This is a genomic window from Rouxiella sp. WC2420 (assembly GCF_041200025.1).
Lineage (GTDB): Bacteria > Pseudomonadota > Gammaproteobacteria > Enterobacterales > Enterobacteriaceae > Rouxiella.
The window spans coordinates 3,546,062-3,572,234 of record NZ_CP165628.1; the positions used below are offsets into that span (position 1 = coordinate 3,546,062).

The window sequence follows — 26,173 nt, forward strand, 5'->3', positions numbered from 1 at the left end:
GTTTTACGTGCCTTACCAAGGCGGTCATTCCAGTTTTCATTGACTTGATCAGCTGAAAGATGATCAAGATTCTGGGCGTTAACCTTTACGGACTAATCCCTTAACATGCTCATCGGCAGCATTCGCGGACCTAAAACCAAGATGATCCGCAATTTCTGTGCGCGTTGGAGGAAAGTGATTCTTCTCGATAAAACCAGCGATGAATTCCAATACTTTTCCCTGCTGCTCAGTCAAAATATTCATGCTGCTTTGTCCTCGTAGTTCGTGGCTACTAAGCGATAAAACCAAACCTGTTTACCTGTATCCAAATCCCTAACCACGCGTTTATCTTTACGTAGTCCATGCACCATCGGGTCAACTTCTCGCAGCCGGGCGCTGATGGCTGGCTGTGTGTCGGCTTGTCCGAACATGTTCAAAACCAACAGCTCCAAATCGCGTAGGGTGTGCCAGTCCGGTCCCATTGCTGCCTGAATCACTCGGTAAAGCTGGGAGTTAGGCGCATCTTTCAGGTTCGTTGCCCTAATGACGTCACGCACACCTGCATTAATCGCTGCACGCTCGAACTCATCTACTTCTAAACGAATCTTTCTCATGCCCTGCCCCCTTTGCGACTGCGGAAACTATTCCAGGTGAACGGCACCCACATACCACCGTTGGTCTGACGGTCCATAATTCGATCACCCAGCAGTGCAAACATTTCGGAGTGGTTTAGGTTGGTCAGCATGCCAGTAGGCTTAAGCTGCAACTGGCGGCGGTCGATAATCTGGCTCAGCAAATTGATTTCAAAATCATTGTTTGCCGTCTTCTGTACACCGACTTCATCCAGCACCAGTAAATCCAGACGGCAGATATCGCGCATCAGATCGGCTTCTTTCAGTGGGCTGCTCTTGTCGAAGGTAGAGCGGAATTTCTGGCACAACTCAGCTACGGTGATGATTGCTGCGGCTTTGTTCTTGGTAATCAGTGAGCGCACAATCGCAGTGGCCAGATGATTTTTACCAGTACCTACGTTGCCAGAAAAAACGAATCCTCCGTGGGTGTTACCGAAGTCGCGCAGATAGGACTTAGCCAGCGCAAGCGCTTGCTGTTGGTCTTCCGTTTCTGCGAGGTAGTTTTTAAAACCACAGTCGCGGTGAAGTGGCTGGATCCCCGAACGACCGAGAATTTTTTCAATGCGCGCCTGACGGTTCTGGTCTGCAACCAACCTTGATGCCTTAAGCCCCTCCTCCTGCTGCCAGGCCATGAGTTCAGAACCAGTTTTGCAATGCGCTTCAACGTGTGCCGGTTTCAAAGCAAGGAACCGCGCCATCACGTTGGCCGATTTAGATGAAGTCATCATCAGTGCCTCCTTGGGTTGGTGCTGCAGGTAGGTTTTGGTTAAAGCCTTCAGGGATGTCGCCGGTTGCCTTGGTCAGCTGAGAACTGCGCACCCATTTGCCATTCACTCGGGCTGGGCGACCTTTCTTTTCCCACGCCTCGCTTGAACCCTGATAGCCAGGAAACTTTGTTGGCTGGAAAAGCGTTGTCGGCCGCAGGTAGTCCGACATTTCTTCGTCGTTGCGCCACTTCTCAACCATGTAATCAACGGTGAGCAGCAACTGTTCAGCTGTAAAACCTTCTCTCAAGCGGCCACGAATGCCGCTCAATGAGGATTTACAGACCTGCCAGCGGCGGTTAGTAAGCTGATTCAGGTGCTGCAAAACCGCTTTGGCATCGTCAGTGACTTGAACCTCAGGGTCGGTTTCCGCAGGAAGCTGACAAGAGGGTTTTAAAGGTTCATTGACTGGTTCTAAAGGGTGACTGATTCTGGTGCCATCTGCTGCCCCAGGGGGTGTGGCATCAGATACTACAGGTGGGTTTTCTGGTGCCATAGGGGGTGTGTTTTTTGGTGCCCTACCCCCTATGCTTTCTGATGACACAGGGTTATCTAGCATCAAATAGTAAAGATTCGACGTATTACCTTTGCCGTTGTTCACGCCAAGACGGTTCTCTTTCAAGACAAGACCCATATCAATCAGAGAGTTAATATGCCCTTTAACCGCGCTTTTGCTGCATTCGCATTGGTCCGCTACATGTTGATAAGACGGCCAGCATTCACCCTTATCATTGGCATTATCGGCAAGCTTGATGAGAACCAACTTACGCAGGTGATTGCCCACTTTTATACTCATGGCTTTAGCCATCAAAGTCATGCTCATAAAGAAGCCCCATACTCCCGGATGAGTTGCACTCGCTTAGCTTCTACAATTGCAGGCAAGTCTGGGTAGTTGATGACTTCATCAACGCCCTGTACATTTCCAACATACCGGTATGAATCTCCCTTGCCACAAAGTGGTAAACAGCGGATTTGCGGTTTAGATAGCGGATCAGATAGACTGTCCAAGCGATGGTTATTCCACAATGAAGAGCTGGCGCAAACCGGTGTGCGGGCTGCAACCTGCACACCAACCTCTTTTTGATTAATCATTTCTTACCTGCCTTAAGTGACTTCGAATAAAGTCGAACGATTGATCTCACTTCATCTTCACGGGCAGAAATATGGCGATTGTGATATGTCATAATTTCGTCTGCTTCGTCCTGAGTAATCACACCATCTTCCAAAGACTTTTCTATAATCTGATCAACATGACCACGATTAGCGGCAGTGCGGACGCCCTTTTCAAATAAACAAACTTGGTCCAACTCCTCATAGGCAGGAATATCCACATGCATACCCCCGCGCCGCTGAGAAAAATATTCGGCCAACAAACTTGTCCCTGATAGGTCTTCCATTGCTTCCAGTTCGTGGTGTTCGAAGAAGCGGCACCCGTTCTTTTCGTAAAGGTTGTTATTGAAATGAGCCAAGGTCATTCCCAAACCACCAGCCATAGCAGACCGGCCACCTGGTAACGCCTTGCACATCGCTTTCACTGTCTCTTTGATGTCTACCATGTTGATCTCGCTTTAGTAGTTATCTTTAAATGGCTGTTGCTGTAGGTTTGTCATAAAGGCTTACATCCACCTTTAGAGCGCCTTTTGTAAGCACCTGAATTTCGAAAGCTCTTCCCTTTGGAATGAGTTCGGACCATCCAGATACGGATGCATGAGAGAGGCCTAGCGCTTTAGCCGTTTTTCCCACACCTCCGAAGTAAGTGATAACTTCGTTTTTTATCATTTTTCCCTTCAATTATTAGATTTGCGACAAAACGATTGTAGGATAACTTACATTAAGGAGTCAAGGAATCCTACATTGCTTAATGTTAGGATTGCCTACATGGAAATGAATGAACGTATTCGCTCTAGGCGAAAAGAATTGAAATTAACGCAAGCTGACTTGGCTAAGCTGATCAAGGTCAATCGCGTTACAGTTACCGGTTGGGAATCTGGTGACTATAAACCTGGTGGTGAAAACCTCCAGATGCTTGCTGCTGCCCTAAAATGTCACCCTCAGTGGCTTGTAGATGGAACAAAAAAAGCAGAAGAAAATGTTTCTTACGTAGGTCCATATGAGCCCAAAGGTTCTTTCCCGGTTCTGAGTTGGGTTAGCGCGGGACACTGGGCCGAGGCAGTAGAATCATATCATCGCAAATCTATCGACCGCTGGTATGAAACCACTGTCGAATGCTCCGATCACTCATTCTGGTTAGATGTTAAAGGTGACTCAATGACTGCACCAGCTGGGCTGAGTATCCCAGAAGGTATGGTTATCCTAGTTGATCCAGAAGTAGAGCCAATCAATGGAAAGTTGGTAGTAGCGAAAATCGAAAATGACAACGAAGCTACCTTTAAAAAGTTTGTCACAGATGCCGGGAACAAGTACCTCAAACCACTTAACCCTCAGTACAGCATGATCCCTATCAATGGGAACTGTACGATTATTGGTGTTGTGGTTGATGCAAAGATTGCAAACCTACCTTGAACATCATTAATTAATTATGATTAAGGGTTATGATTATGAGAGTTTTTAGAGTTTTATCACTGTATACAGCTGAAATTTTTAAATTTGGTGATGGGAATTCCAGTGTTATCAATCAAGCTGTTTTTAATTTTGAGCAGTTCCCTGCCCCAATAAATTTCCTTGTGGGTGCTTATATTTTAGTTCCAAAATCAGATCCCTACTTTAATCTTCGATTTGATGTTTTTGATGATAAAGGCAAACCCATACATGATGAGATCCAGTCGCTTACTCCATTTAATCTAACAGAGTACAATAGTACGGAAAATGAAACAGTCCTCCATATCGTTTTTCAACCTAAAGAGCATATCTTAGTTAGCGAAGGCACTTACAGGGTAAACGCTACTTTGCTGAAAGATGAAGCCGTTCAAGATGAAATGGATAGTTATTTTATCGCTTCAACTGCCTGGCATAAGATGAGGTAAAAAATGGGTCAGGTTTTTAATTTCGATAGCAAAACCAAGTTAGACAATACTTTTTCTCAGGAGCATACTGAAGAAGGTTTTGTAAATAGTAAAAGCGGTGGCGGTGGAGGTGATATGGAGATAAGAATAGCCAGACTCGAATCTGATGTTGAGCATATTAAAAACTCTATAAAAGAGATAAAAGACGATGTGCGTGAGATAAAGAAAGATGCTCGCACTGATTTCAGATTGATTTTTGGAGCACTCATAGCTGTTGCTTTAGGGCTTGCTGGCATGATGGCCAAAGGTTTTCATTGGTTTTGATTGATCAATATCCCACCAGATAGTTCAAAGATAACCACCCTCTGCGGTGGTTTTTTTTGCCTTACGTTCTCATATCCACCGGATAAAAAGTCAATTGTTCTGTTTATTGTGCCCATTGTGCGCAAAAGTCAGATTCGACATAAAGTGTTCGTTCGACCTCATTTAATACCATCAATAAGACTAACTTACTTAGGCACCGCTCTAGCGGTGACTGATGTTCCTTTGTTCCGAGAATACTTGCCCGTGTCATAGCGGGCTTTTTTTCGCCTGCAATCCCTTAACTCATGTACCTATTCTGCCCTTCTCAATGAACTTTTAAATAAAAATGTAAGTTTTCCTACAAATAATCTTGACGTCAATATGTAAGTTATCCTACATTGATATCCATTGAGCAAACATGCAGCACCGTGTTTGCACCGCTCTTTAACAATCAGGCTGATTCAACTCCCGCTGTAAGCATCCCTCTTAACCGAACCATTCACTTTTAGAGATCTTCCGGCATACTGATTATGTCCCCTGAGGAGATCGCCATGCGTAAGATTCGATTCACCGAACACCAGATCATCGCCGTTCTTAAGTCTGTCGAAGCCGGACGAACCGTCAAAGATGTCTGCCGCGAGGCCGCTATTTCAGAAGCCAGCTATTACAACTGGAAGGCGAAATATGGCGGGATGGAAGCCGCTGATATCAAAAAGATCAAAGATCTTGAAGACGAGAATCGTCGTCTGAAGCAGATGTTTGCCGATCTGAGTCTGGAATGCCGGGCGCTGAAAGACGTCATCGAAAAAAAGCTTTAAAACCAGCGGTAAAGCGTGAGCTCGTCAACTATCTGACCGCGCAGTTTTCGATGAGCTTACGCCAGGCATGCAGGACGTTATCGCTGAGCAGGACGGTGTTTCGTTATCAACCGGATACACGACGTGATGAAGCAGTGATCCAGAGCCTGACTGAGGCGGCTGAACGCTACCCTCGCTACGGATTTAAGAAGCTTTTTCAGGTGCTTCGCAGGCAGGGGCACGTCTGGAATCACAAGCGGGTACACCGGATTTACTGTCTGTTAAAACTGAATTTTCGTCGCAAGGGTAAACAACGCCTGCCGGTGCGCAATCCGGCTCCGCTGGCAACGCCGGAAGCGCTCAATCAAAGCTGGTCCATCGATTTTATGCACGACGCGCTGACATGTGGCCGACGTTTTCGGACTTTCAATGTCGTCGATGATTTTAACCGTGAAGCTCTGGCTATCGAAATTGACCTGAATATCCCGGCACAGCGTGTCGTGCGGGTGCTGGACAGGATAGCGGCAAATCGTGGATATCCGCTGAAGATGCGAATGGATAACGGACCGGAACTGATATCACTGGCTCTGGCGCAATGGGCCGAAGAGCATGGCGTGATGCTGGAATTTATCAAGCCGGGTAAGCCAACACAGAACGCGTTTATAGAAAGGTTTAACCGAACGTACCGGACCGAAATACTGGATTTTTATCTGTTCAGAACGCTGAATGAAGCACGGGAAATCACAGAGCGCTGGCTGACGGAATACAACAGCGAGCGGCCTCATGAATCCCTGAATAACCTGACGCCGGAAGAATACCGGCTGATAGCTGAAAAACCGGAACTCTCAAAAAGTGCGTGGAACTAAAACAGGTATGCTTACACCGCACCCGCGGGGATTCTGGGAGTCCAGATCATCTGAATCAATAAGTGTCCTTACCACTGCCCTTGCTTGCGAGGGTTTTGGCAATACCACTTAGCGTAGTAGAGAAGATGAAATTTTTTGAATTACCTGAATCAACAAGGAATCATGCAGAAGAATTGCTTAAAGAATTGATGCTTATTTCACAGCCAATTGATAATGAGCCAGCAGTTAAGCTGGCTCAAATTGTTAAATCGGCCTTAATTGAGCTTTATAAAAATTAGCGTCCGTGTGTTTTTTGATAACCATCAACTAGTTGCTGGTATAAAGAATTGATTTCTTTTGCAGCTGAATCTGCACTACCAACTGAGATTTTTCCAGCCCTTATCAACTCAATAATGATTTGCTGTGATGCCATGTATTTGTTATGGATGGGGTTTATTGTGTCTGGCATTTTACATCCCTTAATTGACCGTGGAATGAACAAATTATCAGTTTCCTTTGACTGTGGAAAGCAGGGAAATCACGGCTGGGCGTGGCTAAAAATCCCAGCATTAACCCCTACCCCAACGTTAGATAAGAGGAGTAATGAAGATGCGAAATTATGCCCCATGGAGGAATGACCCTAAATGGCAAGACAAGCAGGAGCATGGTGAGCTTTACATAGCCGCACCTATTAAGGAGATGACGCCAGAAGAAATTCTTGCCGCTGATTTTTCTGAGGAACAGCTATGGGCATTAATGAACGTTTTGAGGCTTTCAGGTTACAAGGTTTTTTCTCCAAACAAGAAGAAAAAGTGACTTTACCCTGCGCCTACTGTATCAGGCGCATGAATAAAGTTTCTGCTTTAGCAGCCAGGCTGACAGCGTACTGTCGTTAACACTGCTTTCCCCAGATGAGTTGGCTAACGCTGGGGCGCGAACTCACCGCGTAATGAGGCATAACCCACAATGCGAGACTGTGAGTGTCGTCAATCCGGATCCTGAAGTGGGAAGGGTCTGGTAACCGCTGTGGCGATCAGGTTTGACAGCCGGAAGAGACGGCATACAACAATACTAACTAGTCTTTAGCTGCTTCTTTGGAAGAGTTGATTGTTTGCTCATAAATTTCCATAAGGGCTGCTAAATCGGGCACAACGAGGGATTGCCTTCTGGCTAAGAGATATTCTACAACTAGCTCAAAAACATCCTTACCTTTTTCCGTAATTTGACTTCCAAATTCGTTGGTCACTTAAAACTCTCCGAAGATTAGTGGGATAATGTAATTTTACTCCCAACCCCCTTGATAAGCGGGTCAAGCAGCATCAAAGTCTAATAAATATCGCTCCCTGAGTAAGTGAGAAAATACGAACTCATTTTTGAGCATGACTATTTTAGTGATTAGTTTCGTCCGGTGAATAAATCTGGGAGGTTCTAAAGGACTCAATACTCCCCTCAAGCTGAATTATGAGAGCGCGGGCCATGTCGGGTGTAATACCGTAAAGAATACCGTCTTGAGATTCATCCAAGGGATGCAGAGTTGATGTGATGAAATGAAATTGCATAAGAATAACATCATGTCCTAATAGCGGACCGACACGCCAACCGGTAACAGGAAACACAGAAACATCTTGTTTTTCAGACAAATCAATTCCTTTTTCAAATTGTGTACTGGTAACTCAATAGGTTAACTCAAAGTTTATTATGAAACCATCGTACAGGACGCATTATAAATATTTAGGAAAACTGCCAGTTCTAGACTAAATTCCAGAAGTATTTAAAAGGTCATAACAAAATTTTTTTAAATTTAGCAGCTAGTCAACTTAATCCACTTTTAAGAAGTAGGTAAGTGTAGTGTCTCGACTTGGCCAGCCGCTTTTTTAATATTTAAATTTAGCAAAATTAATAAAATTACTTTAATTAAAAAGACCATGGATTTTAGTTTTTTTAACAGACTAAGGTCGATACGGATAGACAATAAAATCCATTATTTCTTCTATTACAACTTTATGCCCACATACCCTACAAACCATGGAATTAATAACTTTACTTCTTGTCGTAGCGGCTAGGATATCAAATTGAGTTGATTGACATTTCTTACATGAAACGATGATGTCCGGCATGACTTCACTCCCAGGGGGAATAGAACCTTAACCAAGGTGACTAAGAATTCTCCCACACCATAGACAATATCACTTTGGCTAAATTTTGTTCGCTTTTACTAACAAATAGAGAAGGGGCCAACGGTTACCCCTTAAACCTTTGTACAGTATAAGCCCCGTTGACCCCTTCTCTATGTGGAGTAACCGTCTAGCACCAGTCTTTTGCAGAAGCCTGGTGCTTTTTTTACCTTGGAGATTGCCCCGTGACTAATCCTCTCTTTAAAAACATCGTGATTTACCGCCTCAACCGTGAGGTATCTTTGAACATTGATGAGTTGAACACTCAGCTTTCGCATTTCGTATTTTCGCCATGTGGTAGCCAGGACATGGCGAAAACTGGCTGGGTTTCGCCGATGGGAAAGCTCAGTGATTCACTAACGCATTCAGTAAACGGCCAGATTCTGCTTTGTGTACAGAAAGAAGAAAAGATCCTCCCTTCGGGCGTAATCAAGGCTGAATTGATTAACAAAACAGAACAAATTGAGCTGGAACAGCACCGCAAATTGAAGAAAACAGAGCGCGACTCGATAAGGGATGAGGTTCTACATACTCTCATGCCACGCGCTTTTACTAAGCAATCTCAGGTATTTATCTGGATTGACACTTCAACCAGTCTGATCACAGTCGCCACGCCGAGCTCACGCCGCGCTGAAGATGCTTTGGCACTTTTGCGAAAGAGTTTGGGATCCTTGCCTGTCGTGCCGGTGACCATGGAAACACCTATCGAGCTGACTCTTACTGAGTGGGTGCGCAACGGCAATGTGCCAGCTGGTTTTGCTCTGGGAGATTCGGCTGAATTAAAAGCCATTCTGGAACAGGGAGGGATTGTCCGCTGTAAAAGGCAGGCTTTAGTTAGTGATGAGATTAGCGCTCATATAGAAAGCGGCAAACTTGTTACCACTCTGGACCTGAATTGGCAGGAGCGAATTGGGTTCTCTCTCAATGATAGCCTGACCATCAAACGCATTAAGTTTTCTGACGCTTTACTTGAGCAGAATGATGATATTGATCGTGAAGATGCCGCACAGCGCTTCGATGCCGACTTTGTGCTTTTCACTGGCGAATTATCAGCTCTGTATAACAACCTCTTCCAATCACTCGGCGGTGAAATTCAGCGTTAGCAATTCATCAAGTCACCCGTAACCGGGTGGCTTCGTGAAGTGTTACCGGCGCTTGCAGGCGTCTTTTTCATTGTGGAGATTTCTATGACCCGTATTGCCACCTTTTCTGGTAAGTACCTCGACTACACCGCGCCAGACCCTCACGTTTTCGATAAAGATAGTATCGCTCAGGGCTTGTCCCATGAATGCCGTTTTAACGGGCAAATCCCGCAGTTCTACAGCGTGGCCCAGCATTCCGTCTTAACCAGTTACCTGGTGCCTCCGCACCTCGCATGGGAAGCCCTACTCCATGATGCCACCGAGGCATTTTGCAAAGACATTCCCGCGCCGCTAAAGCTGCTGCTACCCGACTACAAACGAGTAGAAGCCCGGTTGGATAAAGTTATACGCCTCAAATACTGCATACCACTGGTAATGAGTCCTGAGGTTAAAAAAGCTGACTTGATCATGCTGGCCACCGAGCGACGCGACTTTGAACTTTATGACGGTACCGAATGGCCTGTTCTGGTAGGCATAGAGCCATGCGCTCAACCGATTTGCCCGCTTAACCCAGCGCAGGCCCGCGCCCAGTTCCTCAAGCGCTGGGAAGAAGTCCAGCCGTACTAACCCTGTTTGCAGACAGGCATTGTGGAGATAACCATGACAGTAAACGCAATCACCATCGATACCGAAACGATGGATGTAACCACAACAGCGCTAATCCTCTCGATTGGCGCTTTTGCTTTCGATGTAACTGACTTGAACACAACGCAGCAGGCAATCATGGATGTATCAAATGACATTGAGCTGCAGGACAACTCCAAGTTCGCATTTTATCGCTGTGTTGATTCTTTCGACCAGTTGATGTCAGGCCGCACTGTCAGCCCTTCAACCCAGAAATGGTGGCATGAGCAAGGCGAAGAGGCTCATGAAGCCCTGACCGGTCAACGTCTTAGCCTGGGTGAATCCCTCTCAGACTTGAAGAGGTGGATAGCAACACATCCGGATGCACGGATCTTCTTTCGCGGTACCGACTTTGACGGCTCTATTTTAGAAAACGCTTATCGCGCTGCAGGAATCACCTGCCCGTGGAAATATAACGGCAAGCGGGACATTCGAACGTACATCGATGCAATGGTGCGCGGCGGCAAAGGCTACATCAAAGACCACCAGCCCTGCTTCCCAATGATCAAACACAATGCCCTCCACGATGCTATGGGCGACGCTGAACAGATGGCGACCGCATACATGATGAACGACGGTAACACTGTTCCCTCTTCTGAATTTAAAAAGGTGACAGCATGATCCTTACCGCATCCAAACAAGCAATCCTCGGCGCCATGATTTTTATGGCAAAGAAAGATCCACGCTATTACCTTTGCGGGATCTGCTTCACTCCGGATAAGAAATTAATTAGCACTGACGGTCATCGAATGTTTATCGGTGAGCATGAAACTGAAGGGTTAACGGAAAATGTCATCGTCAGAATCACCGGCCCTCGTTTCATTGCGTTTGATCACCTGACGATTGATACCGAATCTGGGGTCGTAACCTACCTAGACAGTGTTGATAAAAAAGTTGGCTTGGCGCTCGGTGAAATGATCGATGGAAAATATCCCGATTATAAACGCGTTTTACCCAAACAAAACGTTGCAGTTCATGAGATTGGATTTAATGCCGGTTATCTCAGCGATATTGAAAAATTGGTAAAACTCTATAACCGCAAATGGTCAGGGATTGCGATCAAGCCAAACGGGCCAGAAGGGTCTGCTCAAATTGATATCACTGGAGCATTCGGTAAAGCCTCCGTCATCGTCATGCCTATGCGCTTGTGAGGTGCCTATGAAAGTTGGAGTGTCCCAACTCATCAAAGTGATCGGTGACGATCGCATTAACTACCAAATCCTAAACCACGCTATCACCAGCATCCGCACCGCTAAAGCCCACTCCACTATCTCTTTTAAAACTGATGCAGTCACAGCAGTTGGAGAACTGGCCGGCACTAATAAGGTTGGGCTTGTTATCTGGGTTGATGAAGCGGTGTTTAACACCGAATTAGCGAAACTTGGTGAAGGAGTTAAATCGTGAAAATTGAAAACTCACAGATTACCAGGCTCCGTTTAACCGAGCTCAAGAATCTAGACCCAGTTGAAGTGATCGTGGACAACATTGCCGAGCACAAAGGCAAAATCACCATCAGCTGCTATGGCAGTTCTTGGACGGCATATTGGGGCGCAATGTCTGCAAATACCGTCCAGGAGTTTTTTAACTGGTGCGGTAGGGGAGTTAGAAAATCACACCGTCATCGGATATAGCGAGGAGTGGGAATACGTTAATAGCCATTTCACCAGAGAAGGCGCGGAGGCATTCATTAAGCGCAAGAAGCACGATTATCGTGAAGGACTGCGGGTCTACGTAGATGCCAATATCTACTGCTGGGAATTTAACGCTATTAAAGAGGCACTGATGGATGGCCGCCTAGTGATGAAGGAGCAACCTCATGACCAATAAAACCTTGCTCGTAGAGGGAGTTATTTGCAAAGGCTCCCTTCAATTCGGTAGTGGCTGCGGCAGCTGTTCGCGTTGCAAAGATGAAATTAGGTCAGTATTTACCAGACTCGAAGCGGCAGAGGCCGAGATTGCCGCGCTGCGCGGGGCGGCGGTGCCTGTGGCATGGGCTTGCCGAGCGACAGCCGAACGACGTGAATTGTATGGAATTTCAGACCACTGGACTATTGACACTAGAGTGCTTGTAGAAGGAGCACCAAAACCAACCGTTATCTGGTACGAATACCAGCCACTGTTTACCCACCCTGCGCCACCTGTCGTGGTGTTGGAAAAACTAACTGTTGGTGAGGTTATGCATAGAAGCGGGTTTGATAGGCAGTATGCCGAAGGTTGGTGTTCTGCAACCGACTGGGCAATCAACCAGTACAAGACTGCTGGCATCACCGTTAAAACTGTCGATGGCGAGGAGGCGTGATGCCGACATTTTCGCAGTTAATTTCCTACAAGCTTGACCGTGAAAACAGAACTACTGAAACAATTTATTATGTCCAGCAAGCCTCAAGAACGGTTCCGGTAATTGGTAAGAACAGCAGGTCCATTATTGACCAAGAATTGATTATATCTGGCAGGCTGGACTACCGTCATTATACCGCCAATATGGTTATGGCAGGTTTTCCAAAAGATTACGGGTCGGAGCGAGAAGCCGCGCTGAAATACGCAGAATGGTTGCAGCGAATGGGCGCGGCAATTGAGGATTTTTGGAGTGAAGCATGAGCGATAAAATCAGTGATGAACGTCTTATAGAAATTATGGAAAGACGATCCCCTTCATTACGGTGGGGTGAGGCAGAGAACATAGCAAAAGAGCTCCTCGCCCGCCGCGCCGCCGAGGTTAAGCCGGTGAAGTTCCCTAAAGACATGCAGATGTCTGATGCCGTTAAGACCAATATTTCTTCGGATTTTATGGATGGATATAACGTTCGTGGAGTTATGGACCGTAAAGCTGTTGAAGCCGCTGGCATTAGCGTTTTATCTGCTGATCCCGTGGCAGAGTTTCCACCAGCAAGCACTTAAATATCACCCTGTGTGCAGCAGGTTAATATATGGAGTAATTTATGGCGAGAACATTAACGTTAGATGCATGGGCTCGGGATGAGTTTTCCGCGCCGATACCCAGCAAACCAACACTGCTGAGGTATGCAAAAAGCGGCATGATATCTCCCCCACCCTTTAAGGCTGGGCGTTGCTGGCGTGTTGAAGCGTCAGCGCGATTCATTGGCATGGCTGATAAACCCGTTATCTTGAAGGATGATAATCCACGTTTAATGAGGATTCTCGAAGATGGCACGTCCACGTAAATACAACGTGAACATCCCTGGGTTGTCCTGTTATACCGACGCCAGAACCAAAAAAGTTTACTGGCGTTATAAACACCCGTTCACTGGGAAGTTTCATGGTTTAGGTGATAACGAAGAGGAAGCAAAAGCAATAGCGATTGAGGCGAACTCCCGGCTTGCCGAGCAAAAAATGAAGCAGATGTTTACGATAAAGGAGAGGATTAGTACCAAAATTGGGATGTCGATTACTGTTACGAGTTGGCTGGATAAGTATCTCATGATCCAGAAGGAAAGGTTGAAGGCTGCCGAAATAAAGTTGAACACCTTTAAGCAAAAAACAGCCCCCATTGAAACCTTCAGGCGTGAATGTGGGTCTATGGAACTGCAGTCGGTTGGAGCAAAGGACATCGCTGCCATCATCGAGCAGTATAAAGACAAGGGACAGCGCAGAATGGCCCAGGTTGTGCGCATGGTGTTAGTTGATGTCTATAAAGAAGCGCAGCATGCCGGCGAGGTTAGTCCAGGCTACAACCCAGCGATGGCCACCAGAAAGCCAGTGAATAAAGTTCAGCGAGAACGTTTTGATCTTGAAGAGTGGCAAGTGATTTTTAAAGCGGCTGAGAGTGCTCAAAAGTACGTACAAAATTCTATGCTCCTTGCCGTCGCTACTGGCCAGCGCCTGGGTGATATATCGCGAATGAAGTTTTCCGATATATGGGATGACCATCTGCATGTTGAACAGGAGAAAACGGGAATGAAGCTGGCGATCCCGCTTTCACTGCGTTGCGATGCGTTGGACATTTCTCTGAGGGATATTATAAATCGTTGCCGGGATATGATTGTTAGCCCCTATATTTTGCACATCCATCACACCACAGGAATAGCAAAGCGTGGGGGTAAAGTTTCAGCCGCTTCTATAACGTCATCGTTCTCCCAGGTTCGAGATCGCAGCGGCTTAAAGTGGACGGAAGGTACCCCGCCAACATTCCACGAACAGCGCTCACTATCAGAACGGCTTTACCGTGCCCAGGGCATCGACACACAAAAGTTATTAGGCCACAAAAACCAGCAAATGACAGATCGCTATAACGATGACCGAGGAAAGGACTGGGTTGTTTTGGCGATTTAATCAGTGCGTATTTTGTACAGTTTTGCAGAAGAGTTTTGCAGGGGTTTTGCAGAGGAATATTTAGAGGGTTAAAAACAAAGGGGGACCTGCGTCCGCCCCATGTTTATTTTGAAAATGACCGCATTACATATTAGCGATCATCGCATCGCCAAACTCAGAGCATTTCAGCAGCTTGGCGCCGTCCATCAGACGTTCGAAATCGTAGGTCACGGTTTTCTTGGCGATCGCCGCTTCCATACCTTTAACGATCAGGTCTGCCGCTTCGAACCACTCCAAATGACGCAACATCATTTCCGCAGACAGGATCACTGAACCAGGGTTCACTTTATCCTGTCCGGCGTATTTCGGTGCCGTGCCGTGGGTAGCTTCAAACAGTGCGCATTCAGAACCAATGTTTGCGCCCGGTGCGATACCAATGCCGCCAACCTGCGCCGCCAATGCGTCGGAAATATAGTCACCGTTGAGATTCATACAGGCGATCACGTCATATTCAGCCGGACGCAGCAGAATCTGTTGCAAGAAGGCATCGGCAATAACGTCTTTAATAATGATGTCTTTGCCATTGTTAGGATTCTTGATTTTGACCCAAGGTCCACCGTCAATGAGTTCACCGCCAAACTCTTCGCGAGCCAGCTGGTAGCCCCAATCCTTGAAGGCACCTTCGGTAAATTTCATGATGTTGCCCTTGTGAACCAGAGTCAGTGAATCACGATCGTTGGTGATAGTGTATTCAATGGCCGCACGTACCAGGCGTTTGGTGCCTTCTTCCGAACAAGGTTTAACGCCGATGCCGCATTGCTGCGGGAAGCGAATTTTGTTCACGCCCATCTCGTCTTGCAGGAACTTAATCACTTTATCTGCTTCGGCAGAACCTGCTTTCCATTCGATGCCAGCATAGATATCTTCTGAGTTTTCACGGAAAATTACCATGTCGATATCTTCCGGGCGTTTGACCGGGCTTGGCGTACCGGTGTAATAGCGAACCGGGCGCAGACAGACATACAGGTCAAGCTGCTGACGCAAAGCCACATTCAGTGAGCGAATGCCGCCACCGACCGGAGTGGTCAATGGGCCTTTGATCGCAACGCGGTACTCGCGGATCAGATCCAGCGTTTCCTGCGGCAGCCAAACGTCTTGACCATAAAGTTCAACGGATTTCTCACCGGTATAAATTTCCATCCAGGAAATCTTGCGCTCACCGTTGTACGCTTTCTTGACCGCCGCATCGACAACCTTGAGCATTGCCGGGGTCACATCGACACCAATACCATCCCCCTCGATGTAAGGAATGACAGGATTATTGGGAACGACCAGTTTACCTTTGGCATCAACGGTAATCTTGGTACCTTCAGTAGGAACAACAACTTTGCTTTCCATTAACCTCTCCTTCAGCGCACTATTATGTTAATGATTTATGTTAATTATTTGTAAGATGCCGGTTAATATTACTTCAATAATTTGCCGACGCCAAACCGAAACCTTTTTCAAGTATAATGCGCTAATTATTCTCAACTACAACCATCATGAATAAATTATTTGTTAAGAATCACAAGGTTAAACGTTTCAGCACCCAGTCTCATCGAGAAAGTCAAGACTCGAAAAAGCCACGTAAGGTGCTGCTTTTCAACAAGCCTTTCGATGTGTTACCGCAATTTACCGATGAAGCTGGGCGAGCAACGTTAAAAGACTATATTTCTATTACCGACGTCTATGCGGCCGGTCGCCTAGACCGCGATAGTGAAGGTCTGTTAGTGCTGACTAATGACGGGCAGTTGCAGGCGAAGCTCACTCAGCCAGGTAAACGTACCGCCAAAATTTACTTTGCCCAGGTTGAAGGTGAACCACAAGAATCTGCTTTGAAAGCCTTCCGCCAAGGATTGCCGCTTAAAGATGGTCAAACTCTCCCTGCTGGAGTTGAACTCGTTGCAGAACCTGAATGGCTTTGGGAGCGCGTGCCGCCAATCCGTGAACGTAAAAATATTCCTACCCGCTGGCTCAAAATTACGCTTTATGAGGGTAAAAACCGGCAGGTGCGACGCATGACGGCGCATATCGGCTATCCTACTTTACGTCTTATCCGTTACAGCATGGGTGATCTTACCCTTGGCGATTTGGCTCCGGGACAATGGAAGGAAATACCTTATGTTTAAACCGAACGTAACTGTCGCCTGTGTGGTTCATGCCCAGGGACAATTCTTGCTGGTTGAGGAAATTGTCAACGGCAAGCTGACCCTAAACCAGCCTGCGGGACATCTTGAGGCCAATGAAACGCTGATTGCCGCTGTTCAACGCGAGCTGTTTGAAGAAACGGGCCTTGATGCACCACCGCAATTTTTCCTTGGGTTGCACCAATGGCAGGCTCCGGATAAAACCTCTTTCCTGCGTTTCTCGTTTGTGATTGATTTACCTGAGATTGTGGCCACTTTCCCGCAAGATAGCGATATCTCTGGCTGTCGTTGGCTAAGTGCCGAACAAATTATCAACTCGGCCGAGCTGCGCTCCCCGCTAGTGGCAGAAAGTATTCGTTTGTATCAACAAGGCGCGCGCTATCCGCTGGATCTTCTGGGCAATTACAATCTTCCACACTAATTGACGCTCTCTTGCCCGCCGCACCGATCGGCGGTGCAGCAAAGGCGGCAACGTGATAAAATTCTTCCCGCTATTTTTAAGCCCCCGTAAAAAATGTCGTTGGCGCGCGGCCTTCATCCTCGCCTGAACGGCATTAAACGGGTTATGACTCTATGTTTTGGAACTGCTATGTCAGACAACAGCCAGAAAAAAGTGATCGTCGGGATGTCCGGCGGCGTCGACTCCTCAGTCTCTGCTTACCTGCTACAACAACAGGGATATCAGGTCGAGGGGCTCTTTATGAAGAATTGGGAAGAGGACGACGATGAAGAATACTGCTCCGCCGCGACTGACCTTGCCGATGCGCAAGCGGTAAGCGACAAGCTGGGCATCAAGCTGCATACCATTAACTTTGCAGCCGAATACTGGGACAACGTTTTCGAACATTTCCTGCAGGAATACAAGGCCGGACGCACGCCAAACCCGGATATTCTTTGCAATAAAGAAATCAAGTTCAAAGCTTTCCTGGAGTTCGCCGCTGAAGATTTAGGTGCTGACTATATTGCCACCGGGCACTACGTGCGTCGCAAGGACAGCAACGGGCAAAGCCAGCTGCTGCGCGGCCTCGATGGCAATAAAGATCAAAGCTATTTCCTGTACACGCTCGGCAGCAACCAAATTGCCAAAAGCCTGTTCCCTGTCGGAGAACTCGAGAAACCAGAGGTTCGCCGCATCGCGGAAGAGCAAGAGCTGGTGACGGCGAAGAAAAAAGATTCCACCGGTATCTGCTTTATCGGCGAGCGTAAATTCCGTGATTTTTTGGGTCGCTATCTGCCAGCCCAACCGGGTCCTATCAAAAGCGTTGACGGTCAGGACATGGGGCAGCATCAGGGTCTGATGTACCACACCCTTGGCCAACGCAAGGGTCTGGGCATTGGCGGTCAAAAAGACGGCGGAGAAGATCCGTGGTATGTGGTCGATAAAGACGTGGCCAACAATATTCTTTATGTCGCACAGGGCCACGAGCATCCGCGTCTGATGTCCGTTGGACTGATCGCCCAGCAATTGGATTGGGTCGATCGCCAGCCAATTTCTACTGCTGTGCAATGCGTAGTGAAAACACGCTATCGTCAGGAAGATATTCCCTGCGTGATTACACCGCTCGACGACAACCGTATCGAAGTTCGCTTTGAATCACCTGTCGCGGCAGTCACTCCGGGCCAGTCAGCCGTATTCTATCAGGGTGAAATCTGCCTTGGCGGCGGCGTTATTGAGCAACGCATCCCGCTAATTCAATAATTCATACCCAATAGATTTGATGCTGCAGCAAGGTAGCAACCTAATTTCCCCTATGAGCTTACATAGATAAGTGACTGGGGTAATAAGGAAGCATGACAGCTGCAGCATGAAAAATGAAAAATGAAAGGTATTAGCCATTCCCGCCGCTAACGTCCAGACTCGCCGCCATGGTATTTAACTCAATCGCCTTGTTGCGAATAAAGTCGAGCTTGGCCTGCAAATCGACAATTCCCCAGACTGTGCCCTGCTGCTGCTGATAAAATTTATCCAACGCGGCGAAATACGATTTCTGATAAACCAGCCAATCGCGCTGTGACTGAACGATAGCCTTTTTAGCCGCCGCAGATTGCCCTTTTAACAGAGCCTGATATTGGACGTTCAACTCCTTGTCCCAGTCGGTGTACCCCTGTTGCAAACAGCCTTCAGAGTCCAAGGTCGAGACGGCCTTTTTGGAGCAATCCTCAATTTTTTTATCGATTGCCTTACCCGGCGTTGCAGCATGTGCCGCCATAGCAGTAAGTAACACACCAATGCAGCACACCCATGAGGCTAACTTCTTCATCTGATTTTCCTTTTTGAGGTGACCCAGTCGGTGATTCTGCGCGCAACTGGACGATAATTCTGCCATAAAACGCTTATTACCCACCAGGTTTACGCTCTTGGACTTATGTTATCGACTTTAGCAATGGATTCGCTGCCTTTCGGCGCTGTGTTTAGCCGCCGTTTTATGGCATGATCTGTCGCCATTAGTTGGGCACTCAGAAAAAGTCGCAGAATGTTGCTATTGAGCAACGCTTACAGGAGTAATCGTGGCCAAAAACTATTATGACATTACGCTGGCATTGGCTGGTATGTGCCAATCTGCGCGTTTAGTTCAGCAATTGGCCCACGAAGGTAACTGCGCCAAGGAAGAAATGACCGTTTCACTGCGCAGCCTGCTCGAAATGAATCCGGCTTCCACACTGGCAGTGTATGGCAATAATGAAGCCAACCTCAAAATGGGGCTCGAAACCTTGCTCGGCGTGCTCAACGCCAACCGTCAGGGATTAGGCGCGGAATTGACGCGCTATACTTTGAGTCTGATGGTGCTTGAGCGTAAACTGCACGCAAAAAAATCGTCCATGGATCAGTTGGGTCAGCGCATCGATCAGTTAGATCGCCAGTTGGCACATTTTGAACTGGAATCGGAGCAGGTAATGAGTTCGCTGGCGTCGATATATGTCGATATTGTCAGCCCTGCCGGTCCGCGCATTCAAGTGATCGGCACACCGGCAATTTTGCAGAACACGCAAATTCAGGCTAAAGTCCGGGCCTTGCTTCTCGCGGGTATCCGCGCAGCAGTACTTTGGCAGCAAGTAGGCGGTGGCCGTCTGCAGCTAATGTTTTCCCGTAACCGATTGTTCGAACAGGCGAAAAGCATCCTCGCCCGTTGCTGAAAATCTGATTTGTTATACCTGCTGCAAGCAGGTATGAAATTCTACTGTTAATAAGATCCTGGAGTTGCTACCGATGGAATTATCCTCACTGACAGCCGTTTCCCCCGTTGATGGACGCTACGGTGACAAAGTCAGCGCGCTGCGCTCAATCTTCAGCGAATTTGGTTTGCTGAAATTTCGCGTGCAGGTTGAAGTACGTTGGCTGCAAAAATTGGCCACCTGTGCAGAAATCAAAGAAGTTCCTGCTTTTGATGCCGACGCAAACGCTTTCCTTGACCAGTTGGTGGCCAATTTCGATGAAAAAGACGCACAGCGTATTAAAGACATTGAAAAAACCACTAACCATGACGTCAAGGCTGTGGAATATTTCCTGAAAGAAAAAGTAGCAGACATCCCGGCTCTGCATGCGGTTTCCGAGTTCATCCACTTTGCCTGTACCTCTGAAGATATCAACAACCTGTCTCACGCGCTGATGCTGCAAACTGCCCGTCAGGACGTGGTTCTGCCGTACTGGTTAAAAATTGTTGATTCTCTTAAAGCGCTTGCACACCAGTATCGCGACATTCCACTGCTATCTCGCACCCATGGACAGCCTGCGACCCCGTCAACCATTGGTAAAGAGCTGGCTAACGTCGCCTACCGCATGGATCGTCAGGTTAAGCAGCTGCAACAGGTTGAAATCCTGGGTAAAATTAACGGTGCTGTTGGCAACTACAATGCGCACATTGTGGCTTATCCTGAGGTTGACTGGCATCAGTTCAGCGAAGAGTTTGTGACCTCGCTGGGCATTACCTGGAACCCATACACCACGCAAATCGAGCCGCACGACTATATTGCCGAGCTGTTTGACTGCGTTGCACGCTTCAATACCATCCTGATCGATTTCGATCGTGATATTTGGGGTTACATCGCGCTGAACCACTTCAAACAGAAAACTATTGCTGGCGAAATCGGTTCTTCAACCATGCCGCATAAAGTTAATCCAATTGACTTCGAAAACTCCGAAGGCAATCTGGGTCTGGCGAATGCCGTTCTGGGACATTTGGCGAGCAAATTGCCGGTTTCGCGCTGGCAGCGTGACCTGACCGACTCCACTGTGCTGCGTAACTTGGGCGTGGGTCTTGGCTATGCGCTGATTGCCTATCAGGCAACCATGAAAGGCATCAGCAAGCTTGAAGTCAACGAAGCTAACCTTGTTGGCGAGCTGGACCGCAACTGGGAAGTGCTGGCTGAGCCAATTCAAACCGTAATGCGCCGTTATAGTATTGAAAAGCCATACGAAAAACTGAAAGAGCTGACTCGTGGTAAACGCGTTGATGCTCAGGGCATGCAAGTCTTCATCGACAGCCTGGAGCTGCCGGAAGAAGAGAAAGTACGCCTGAAAGCCATGACCCCAGCCAACTATATTGGCCGTGCGACCACCATGGTTGACGAACTGAAATAATCCCCGTCAGTTTAAAATAAGTTCGATGGGGCAGAAACCACGCGTTTTTGCCCTATTTTTTTAACTCTCGCCCGATTTCGTCACGTTATGAACAAATAACCCGACGCGCCTTTCGTTTCTCATTTATATTTCGTTTATATTTTCCACCTTATGGTTGATAACAGGTTTATCTTATGACGATCATAATGAGCCTTAGCCGAAACCGGAGAACGTTATGCGAATTTTAGTCGTTGAAGATAATGCGCTTTTGCGCCATCACCTTTCTGTGCAGCTGCGGGAAATGGGTAATCAGGTAGATTCCGCAGAGGATGCCAAAGAGGCCGACTATTTTCTGCAGGAACATGCGCCGGATATCGCTATCGTCGATCTGGGTTTGCCCGGTGAAGACGGACTCAGCATGATCCAGCGCTGGCGCAATCATCAGGTAAAATTGCCGATTCTAGTACTGACTGCGCGTGAAAGCTGGCAGGACAAAGTTGCGGTGCTGGAAGCCGGTGCCGACGATTACGTCACCAAGCCTTTTCATCTGGAAGAAGTCATTGCTCGCATGCAGGCCTTGATGCGCCGCAACAGCGGGCTTGCCTCACAGGTCATTGCCCTGCCGCCGTTCAGTATTGACCTGTCTCGTCGTGAGCTTACCGTTAACGATCAACCGGTTAAACTTACCGCTTTTGAATACACCATCATTGAAACGCTGATCCGCAACGCTGGAAAAGTAGTCAGCAAAGACAGCCTGATGTTGCAGCTTTACCCCGATGCCGAACTGCGCGAGAGCCACACCGTTGACGTTTTGATGGGTCGCTTACGTAAAAAACTGCAGGTTGAACATCCGGTCGAGGTGATTACAACGGTTCGAGGTCAAGGTTATCGCTTTGATATTCGGCCTTGAATCTAATGAGATCCAAGAGTAAAAATCCGTTCTCGCTGCGTTCGCGCTATATGATGGCGACTGCGGCGGTGGTGCTTGCCCTGTCGCTGGCCTATGGCCTGGTGGCGGTGGTCGGCTACATGGTGAGCTTTGATAAAACGGCTTACCGCCTGCTGCGCGGTGAAAGTAACCTGTTTTTTAGCCTTGCCCAATGGCGAGACAACAAACTCAGCATCAATGTGCCCCCGGATTTGGATCTCAACTTCCCGACGTTAGTATTTATCTACGATAATAACGGCAAGCTACTCTGGGCGCAGCGCCGTGTGCCGGATCTTGAGGCGCAAATACAAAAAAGCTGGCTGAACAAAGCCGGCTTTTACGATTTGGACACCGACCCACTCACCTCCAGTGAAGTAGTAGGCAATAATCCGCGCGCACAGAATCAGCTCAAAAATTATGATGCCAACAACGCCACGGCAATGACGCACTCGGTGGCGGTCAATACCTATGCGGCGACCTCTCGTTTACCGGCGCTGAATATCGTGGTCATCGACAGTATTCCGCAAGAATTGCAGCACTCTGACCTGGTGTGGGAATGGTTTAGCTATGTGCTGCTCGCCAACCTGCTGCTGGTGGTGCCACTGCTGTGGCTGGTGGCCTATTGGAGCCTGAGACCTATCAAGGCGCTCATCGGACAGGTTGCCGAGCTGGAAACCAAAGAGCGTGAACTGCTCGACGAGCACACGCCGCACGAACTGCGCGGGCTGGTGCGTAACCTGAATATTTTGCTCAGCAGCGAACGTAGTCGTTATGACCGTTACCGCACGACACTTGCCGACCTGACTCATAGTCTGAAAACACCTCTGGCGGTGTTACAGACCACCCTGCGCTCACTGCGTAACAGCCAGCAGATGACAATCGAGAAAGCCGAACCGATCATGCTCGAGCAGATCAGCCGTATTTCACAACAGATTGGCTATTACCTGCATCGCGCCACGTTGCGTTCCGAACATTTGATTCTGGTGCGAGAAATCCACTCGGTTCCTGCGTTACTCGACAGCCTGTGTTCGGCGCTGAATAAGGTTTATCAACGAAAAGGCGTTGAGCTAACGGTAGACATTTCACCGGAAATCACCTTTATCGGCGAAAAAAACGATTTCATGGAGATTCTGGGCAATGTCATCGACAACGCCTGCAAATACTGTCTTGAATTTGTAGAAATCAGCGCGGTGCACACTGAAAACGAGCTAGTGATTTTGGTTGAGGACGACGGCCCTGGAATTGCTGAACATCAGCGTGAGCTAATTTTCAAACGAGGACAGCGAGCGGATACTCTGCGGCCTGGTCAGGGTCTTGGGCTGTCTCTCGCCAGCGAAATTATCGAGCAGTATGATGGCAAGATCCTGATCGGTGAAAGTGAGTTGGGGGGTGCCAGCATGCGCATCTGCTTTGGCCAGCAGCATGACAGCGATCAATCCTGATTTAGCGCGCCAACATGATGTGATTGACGCACCATTGTACAAATTTGCTGGCGATTGCCTAAGCCAGCACCGCGATGTTCCGTTATAATCCATCACAGACTTTAGCAATCCGTGGAAAAACTAAATGGATTATCAACTTGATTTAGACTGGGACGAATTTTTTGCTCGTTATTGGCAAAAACGTCCAGTCCTGCTTAAACGCGGCTTTAAAAACTTTATCGATCCGATTTCTCCCGACGAACTGGCAGGTCTTGCCATGGAAAATGAAGTCGATAGCCGTTTGGTCAGCCATGACCAAGGGCGCTGGGATGTGAAACACGGTCCTTTCGAAAGCTATGATCACCTTGGCGAAAACAACTGGTCGATTCTTGTTCAGGCTGTCGATCATTGGCACGAGCCTTCCGCACGCCTGATGCGCCCTTTCCGCCAGATACCCGATTGGCGCATGGATGATCTGATGATCTCCTTCTCGGTTCCCGGCGGCGGCGTTGGCCCACATCTTGACCAATACGATGTATTTATCATTCAGGGCACTGGCCGTCGTCGCTGGCGAGTAGGCGAGAAGATCCCGATGAAGCAGCACACGCCTCATCCTGATCTGCTGCAGGTTGAGCCTTTCGATGCCATCATCGATGAAGAGATGGAACCGGGCGATATTATCTATATTCCACCAGGTTTCCCGCACGAAGGTTACTCACTGGAAAATGCCATCAACTATTCCGTTGGCTTCCGTGCGCCAAGTTCGCGCGAGATGATAAGCGGCTTTGCAGATTACGTTTTGTCACGTGAATTAGGCGGCAAACGCTATACCGATGCAGACTTGGTGAAACGCGAAAACTCTGCCGAGATCCAGCAACACGAGCTCGACGGTATGCGCAGCATGATGCAGGATCTGATAGGCAACCCTGAGCACTTCAACAATTGGATGGGTGAATTTATTTCCCAATCGCGCCATGAGCTTGACGTTGCGCCACCCGAGCCGCCTTATCAGCCTGGTGAAGTTTACGAATTACTGGAAGCAGGCGAAACGCTGCAACGTCTCGGTGGCCTGCGCGTGCTGCGTGTTGGCGATCGTTGCTACGTAAACGGCGAAAAGATTGAGACTGAGCATCTGCACGCGGCCGATGCATTGAGCCGTAATATGACTGTTACCCACGCTATGCTCGGCGATGCGATGGAAGATCCTTCCTTCCTTGCACTGCTTTGTGCACTGGTAAACAACGGCTACTGGTATTTTAACGAATAATATCAATGCCGCTGGCTCCTTCCCCTGCTTGCAGGGGAAGACCAGGATCAACGATGATCCTCAGCCACCAATTGTGCCAAACGCATGATCACCTCAACCGCACTTTCCATTCCCTGCAAAGTAATAAACTCATGCTTGCCGTGGAAGTTATAGCCACCGGTGAAAATATTCGGGCAGGGTAATCCGCGAAACGAGAGCTGTGCTCCATCGGTGCCGCCGCGAATAGGCCTGATTACAGCTTTGATATTGCAATCTGCCATTGCCCGCTTCGCCAATTCGATGGTGTGCGGATGTTTGAGGATTTCATCGCGCATGTTGTAGTAATGGTCATCCAACGTCACTTCAATATAACAATCCGGATGCAGCCCTTTTCCTACCCGCTCAGCCACTTCCACCATCTTCTGTTTACGCGAAGAAAATCCTGCGTGGTCAAAATCACGCAAGATGTAATGCATTTCGGCGCGTTCTACCGTGCCCTTGACGCTGGTAAGATGATAAAACCCTTGATAGTCAGAGGTGGTTTCCGGTGTTTGATCATCAGGTAAAGCGAGATGAAAACGCATCGCCAATGACAGGGCATTGACCATCACTCCTTTCGCACTTCCGGGATGCACATTGTTACCGACGATTTTTATGGTGGCTGAAGCAGCATTAAAATTTTCGAACTCAAGCTCGCCCAACCCGCCACCATCAACGGTATAGGCCCAATCGGCTGCAAACTGCTCAACATCAAAATTCTGCGCGCCCTTGCCAATCTCTTCATCGGGCGTAAAAGCCATACGCAGCGTGCCGTGCGGCAGATTGCTGTTTTTCAGACGCTGCATGGCAGTAATTATTTCTGCAATCCCGGCTTTGTCATCGGCACCGAGCAGGGATTTACCGTCGGTGGTGATTAATGTTTGGCCCAGCAGCTGGTGCATGACAGGGAACATCACTGGTGAGAGATACTCTTCTCCCTGACCCAGTGCGACATCACCACCGCGATAGTTTTCGATAATCTGTGGGTTGACATTTTTGCCGGAAAAATCAGGCGAAGTATCCAGATGGGCGATAAACCCCAGACTTGGCACCGGCCAGCTGACGTTGGTGGCAAGGGTTGCCATTACGCAGCCTTTGGGGCTTAACGTTACCGCGTCGAATCCTAAAGAGATAAGTTCGTCCCGCAGTGAGTAAGCGAGTCGGGTTTGCCCGTCACTGCTTGGGGTAGACTTGGCGTTCACTTTTGATTGGGTATCAAAAGTCAGATAGTGCAAGAAGCGTTCCAGTAACATATCCATATTCAGGTATCCAGAGGCGATAAGACCTCATTATGCGCAGCC

General features: G+C 48.0%; 38 protein-coding genes. 25 read left to right on the forward strand and 13 right to left on the reverse strand.

The window, feature by feature from the left end; translation table 11 throughout:
- Positions 1–78: 78 nt before the first annotated feature.
- From AB3G37_RS16430 to AB3G37_RS16460, 7 genes are read right to left on the reverse strand one after another with little or no spacing between them, the layout of a single operon-like run.
- Positions 79–243 (reverse strand): LexA family transcriptional regulator, encoded by a 165-nt coding sequence (locus AB3G37_RS16430; protein WP_369788496.1) that lies wholly within the window; start codon positions 241–243, stop codon positions 79–81.
- Positions 240–593: a hypothetical protein gene (locus tag AB3G37_RS16435; RefSeq protein WP_369788497.1), complete on the reverse strand. Its 354-nt coding sequence runs from the start codon at positions 591–593 to the stop codon at positions 240–242. The genes AB3G37_RS16430 and AB3G37_RS16435 overlap by 4 nt, the downstream gene beginning before the upstream one ends.
- Positions 590–1,339: an ATP-binding protein gene (locus tag AB3G37_RS16440; RefSeq protein ID WP_369788498.1), complete on the reverse strand. Its 750-nt coding sequence runs from the start codon at positions 1,337–1,339 to the stop codon at positions 590–592. Before AB3G37_RS16440 ends, AB3G37_RS16435 begins: the two co-directional genes overlap by 4 nt.
- Positions 1,323–2,198: a conserved phage C-terminal domain-containing protein gene (locus tag AB3G37_RS16445; protein ID WP_369788499.1), complete on the reverse strand. Its 876-nt coding sequence runs from the start codon at positions 2,196–2,198 to the stop codon at positions 1,323–1,325. The genes AB3G37_RS16440 and AB3G37_RS16445 overlap by 17 nt, the downstream gene beginning before the upstream one ends.
- Complete coding sequence (locus AB3G37_RS16450; RefSeq protein ID WP_369788500.1) at positions 2,195–2,467, reverse strand: hypothetical protein; 273 nt, start codon at positions 2,465–2,467, stop codon at positions 2,195–2,197. Before AB3G37_RS16450 ends, AB3G37_RS16445 begins: the two co-directional genes overlap by 4 nt.
- Positions 2,464–2,931: a YmfL family putative regulatory protein gene (locus AB3G37_RS16455; RefSeq protein ID WP_369788501.1), complete on the reverse strand. Its 468-nt coding sequence runs from the start codon at positions 2,929–2,931 to the stop codon at positions 2,464–2,466. Before AB3G37_RS16455 ends, AB3G37_RS16450 begins: the two co-directional genes overlap by 4 nt.
- A gap of 25 nt (positions 2,932–2,956) precedes the next feature.
- The gene (locus AB3G37_RS16460) at positions 2,957–3,154 is read right to left on the reverse strand and encodes a Cro/CI family transcriptional regulator (protein WP_369788502.1); all 198 of its coding nucleotides are present in this window, start codon (positions 3,152–3,154) and stop codon (positions 2,957–2,959) included.
- A 105-nt stretch (positions 3,155–3,259) separates the two neighbouring features.
- On the opposite strand from AB3G37_RS16460, the gene AB3G37_RS16465 reads away from it, so the two are divergent.
- From AB3G37_RS16465 to AB3G37_RS16485, 5 genes are all read left to right on the forward strand, one after another.
- Entirely contained in the window at positions 3,260–3,898 is a 639-nt protein-coding gene (locus tag AB3G37_RS16465) for a LexA family protein (protein ID WP_369790978.1), read from the forward strand.
- 35 nt (positions 3,899–3,933) lie between these two features.
- On the forward strand, positions 3,934–4,359 hold the full coding sequence (locus AB3G37_RS16470) for a hypothetical protein (protein WP_369788503.1): 426 nt from the start codon (positions 3,934–3,936) through the stop codon (positions 4,357–4,359).
- 3 nt (positions 4,360–4,362) lie between these two features.
- Entirely contained in the window at positions 4,363–4,662 is a 300-nt protein-coding gene (locus tag AB3G37_RS16475; protein WP_369788504.1) for a hypothetical protein, read from the forward strand.
- A 530-nt stretch (positions 4,663–5,192) separates the two neighbouring features.
- A protein-coding gene (locus AB3G37_RS16480; RefSeq protein WP_369788505.1) for an IS3 family transposase occupies positions 5,193–6,304 on the forward strand; the annotation gives its coding sequence in 2 pieces (ribosomal slippage) (positions 5,193–5,454 and positions 5,454–6,304; 1,113 coding nt in all).
- Between the two features lie 62 nt (positions 6,305–6,366).
- Positions 6,367–6,582, forward strand: a complete 216-nt coding sequence (locus AB3G37_RS16485; RefSeq protein ID WP_369788506.1) for a hypothetical protein — start codon at positions 6,367–6,369, stop codon at positions 6,580–6,582.
- Here AB3G37_RS16485 and AB3G37_RS16490 read toward each other — a convergent pair.
- Positions 6,579–6,752 carry a hypothetical protein gene (locus AB3G37_RS16490; RefSeq protein WP_369788507.1) on the reverse strand — a complete coding sequence of 58 codons (174 nt, stop codon included), beginning with the start codon at positions 6,750–6,752 and terminating at the stop codon, positions 6,579–6,581. The genes AB3G37_RS16485 and AB3G37_RS16490 overlap by 4 nt on opposite strands.
- Positions 6,753–6,892: 140 nt before the next feature.
- On the opposite strand from AB3G37_RS16490, the gene AB3G37_RS16495 reads away from it, so the two are divergent.
- Entirely contained in the window at positions 6,893–7,099 is a 207-nt protein-coding gene (locus AB3G37_RS16495) for a hypothetical protein (protein ID WP_369788508.1), read from the forward strand.
- A gap of 259 nt (positions 7,100–7,358) precedes the next feature.
- Here AB3G37_RS16495 and AB3G37_RS16500 read toward each other — a convergent pair whose 3' ends face one another.
- Both AB3G37_RS16500 and AB3G37_RS16505 read right to left on the reverse strand, forming a co-directional pair.
- On the reverse strand, positions 7,359–7,529 hold the full coding sequence (locus tag AB3G37_RS16500; protein ID WP_369788509.1) for a hypothetical protein: 171 nt from the start codon (positions 7,527–7,529) through the stop codon (positions 7,359–7,361).
- A 142-nt stretch (positions 7,530–7,671) separates the two neighbouring features.
- Positions 7,672–7,923 (reverse strand): bssS family protein, encoded by a 252-nt coding sequence (locus AB3G37_RS16505; RefSeq protein ID WP_369788510.1) that lies wholly within the window; start codon positions 7,921–7,923, stop codon positions 7,672–7,674.
- A gap of 719 nt (positions 7,924–8,642) precedes the next feature.
- Here AB3G37_RS16505 and rdgC point away from each other — a divergent pair.
- The 11 genes from rdgC (at position 8,643) to AB3G37_RS16560 (ending at position 14,512) form a co-directional block, all read left to right on the forward strand.
- On the forward strand, positions 8,643–9,560 hold the full coding sequence (gene rdgC / locus AB3G37_RS16510) for a recombination-associated protein RdgC (RefSeq protein WP_369788511.1): 918 nt from the start codon (positions 8,643–8,645) through the stop codon (positions 9,558–9,560).
- An 84-nt stretch (positions 9,561–9,644) separates the two neighbouring features.
- Entirely contained in the window at positions 9,645–10,166 is a 522-nt protein-coding gene (locus tag AB3G37_RS16515) for an HD family hydrolase (RefSeq protein WP_369790979.1), read from the forward strand.
- A 33-nt stretch (positions 10,167–10,199) separates the two neighbouring features.
- On the forward strand, positions 10,200–10,844 hold the full coding sequence (locus AB3G37_RS16520; RefSeq protein ID WP_369788512.1) for a 3'-5' exonuclease: 645 nt from the start codon (positions 10,200–10,202) through the stop codon (positions 10,842–10,844).
- A complete protein-coding gene (locus AB3G37_RS16525) occupies positions 10,841–11,374 on the forward strand; it encodes a hypothetical protein (RefSeq protein ID WP_369788513.1) in 534 nt (177 codons plus the stop codon). Before AB3G37_RS16520 ends, AB3G37_RS16525 begins: the two co-directional genes overlap by 4 nt.
- Before the next feature lie 7 nt (positions 11,375–11,381).
- Positions 11,382–11,627, forward strand: a complete 246-nt coding sequence (locus AB3G37_RS16530) for a hypothetical protein (RefSeq protein ID WP_369788514.1) — start codon at positions 11,382–11,384, stop codon at positions 11,625–11,627.
- A 117-nt stretch (positions 11,628–11,744) separates the two neighbouring features.
- Positions 11,745–12,050, forward strand: a complete 306-nt coding sequence (locus AB3G37_RS16535; protein ID WP_369788515.1) for a hypothetical protein — start codon at positions 11,745–11,747, stop codon at positions 12,048–12,050.
- Positions 12,040–12,522 carry a hypothetical protein gene (locus AB3G37_RS16540; RefSeq protein ID WP_369788516.1) on the forward strand — a complete coding sequence of 161 codons (483 nt, stop codon included), beginning with the start codon at positions 12,040–12,042 and terminating at the stop codon, positions 12,520–12,522. Before AB3G37_RS16535 ends, AB3G37_RS16540 begins: the two co-directional genes overlap by 11 nt.
- Complete coding sequence (locus AB3G37_RS16545) at positions 12,522–12,821, forward strand: hypothetical protein (RefSeq protein ID WP_369788517.1); 300 nt, start codon at positions 12,522–12,524, stop codon at positions 12,819–12,821. Before AB3G37_RS16540 ends, AB3G37_RS16545 begins: the two co-directional genes overlap by 1 nt.
- On the forward strand, positions 12,818–13,120 hold the full coding sequence (locus AB3G37_RS16550) for a hypothetical protein (protein WP_369788518.1): 303 nt from the start codon (positions 12,818–12,820) through the stop codon (positions 13,118–13,120). The genes AB3G37_RS16545 and AB3G37_RS16550 overlap by 4 nt, the downstream gene beginning before the upstream one ends.
- Before the next feature lie 41 nt (positions 13,121–13,161).
- Positions 13,162–13,404 (forward strand): excisionase, encoded by a 243-nt coding sequence (locus tag AB3G37_RS16555; RefSeq protein WP_369788519.1) that lies wholly within the window; start codon positions 13,162–13,164, stop codon positions 13,402–13,404.
- The gene (locus AB3G37_RS16560; RefSeq protein WP_369788520.1) at positions 13,388–14,512 is read left to right on the forward strand and encodes a phage integrase Arm DNA-binding domain-containing protein; all 1,125 of its coding nucleotides are present in this window, start codon (positions 13,388–13,390) and stop codon (positions 14,510–14,512) included. Before AB3G37_RS16555 ends, AB3G37_RS16560 begins: the two co-directional genes overlap by 17 nt.
- A gap of 123 nt (positions 14,513–14,635) precedes the next feature.
- Here AB3G37_RS16560 and icd read toward each other — a convergent pair whose 3' ends face one another.
- Positions 14,636–15,889, reverse strand: coding sequence for an NADP-dependent isocitrate dehydrogenase (icd, locus tag AB3G37_RS16565; RefSeq protein WP_009635798.1), 1,254 nt, complete (start codon positions 15,887–15,889; stop codon positions 14,636–14,638).
- A 146-nt stretch (positions 15,890–16,035) separates the two neighbouring features.
- On the opposite strand from icd, the gene rluE reads away from it, so the two are divergent.
- The 3 genes from rluE (at position 16,036) to mnmA (ending at position 18,379) form a co-directional block, all read left to right on the forward strand.
- Positions 16,036–16,662, forward strand: coding sequence for a 23S rRNA pseudouridine(2457) synthase RluE (gene rluE, locus AB3G37_RS16570; protein WP_369788521.1), 627 nt, complete (start codon positions 16,036–16,038; stop codon positions 16,660–16,662).
- Positions 16,655–17,101 carry an NUDIX hydrolase gene (locus tag AB3G37_RS16575; RefSeq protein ID WP_369788522.1) on the forward strand — a complete coding sequence of 149 codons (447 nt, stop codon included), beginning with the start codon at positions 16,655–16,657 and terminating at the stop codon, positions 17,099–17,101. The genes rluE and AB3G37_RS16575 overlap by 8 nt, the downstream gene beginning before the upstream one ends.
- 168 nt (positions 17,102–17,269) lie before the next feature.
- A complete protein-coding gene (mnmA, locus tag AB3G37_RS16580; RefSeq protein WP_369788523.1) occupies positions 17,270–18,379 on the forward strand; it encodes a tRNA 2-thiouridine(34) synthase MnmA in 1,110 nt (369 codons plus the stop codon).
- 130 nt (positions 18,380–18,509) lie between these two features.
- On the opposite strand, the gene AB3G37_RS16585 is transcribed toward mnmA, so the two are convergent.
- Entirely contained in the window at positions 18,510–18,941 is a 432-nt protein-coding gene (locus AB3G37_RS16585; RefSeq protein ID WP_369788524.1) for a lysozyme inhibitor LprI family protein, read from the reverse strand.
- 247 nt (positions 18,942–19,188) lie between these two features.
- Between AB3G37_RS16585 and hflD the strand changes: the two genes are divergently transcribed.
- The 5 genes from hflD to AB3G37_RS16610 all read left to right on the forward strand — a co-directional run bounded on the left by hflD (position 19,189) and on the right by AB3G37_RS16610 (position 24,854).
- Entirely contained in the window at positions 19,189–19,815 is a 627-nt protein-coding gene (gene hflD / locus AB3G37_RS16590; RefSeq protein ID WP_009635793.1) for a high frequency lysogenization protein HflD, read from the forward strand.
- Positions 19,816–19,888: 73 nt separating this feature from the next.
- Positions 19,889–21,259, forward strand: a complete 1,371-nt coding sequence (gene purB / locus AB3G37_RS16595) for an adenylosuccinate lyase (protein ID WP_369788525.1) — start codon at positions 19,889–19,891, stop codon at positions 21,257–21,259.
- 214 nt (positions 21,260–21,473) lie between these two features.
- Positions 21,474–22,148 (forward strand): two-component system response regulator PhoP, encoded by a 675-nt coding sequence (gene phoP / locus AB3G37_RS16600; protein WP_009635791.1) that lies wholly within the window; start codon positions 21,474–21,476, stop codon positions 22,146–22,148.
- Positions 22,149–22,153: 5 nt separating this feature from the next.
- Positions 22,154–23,608 (forward strand): two-component system sensor histidine kinase PhoQ, encoded by a 1,455-nt coding sequence (phoQ, locus tag AB3G37_RS16605; RefSeq protein WP_009635790.1) that lies wholly within the window; start codon positions 22,154–22,156, stop codon positions 23,606–23,608.
- Between the two features lie 124 nt (positions 23,609–23,732).
- The gene (locus tag AB3G37_RS16610) at positions 23,733–24,854 is read left to right on the forward strand and encodes a JmjC domain-containing protein (protein WP_369788526.1); all 1,122 of its coding nucleotides are present in this window, start codon (positions 23,733–23,735) and stop codon (positions 24,852–24,854) included.
- Positions 24,855–24,901: 47 nt separating this feature from the next.
- Here the strand turns inward: AB3G37_RS16610 and pepT are convergent, their stop codons facing one another.
- A complete protein-coding gene (pepT, locus tag AB3G37_RS16615) occupies positions 24,902–26,131 on the reverse strand; it encodes a peptidase T (protein ID WP_369788527.1) in 1,230 nt (409 codons plus the stop codon).
- Positions 26,132–26,173 lie beyond the last annotated feature (42 nt).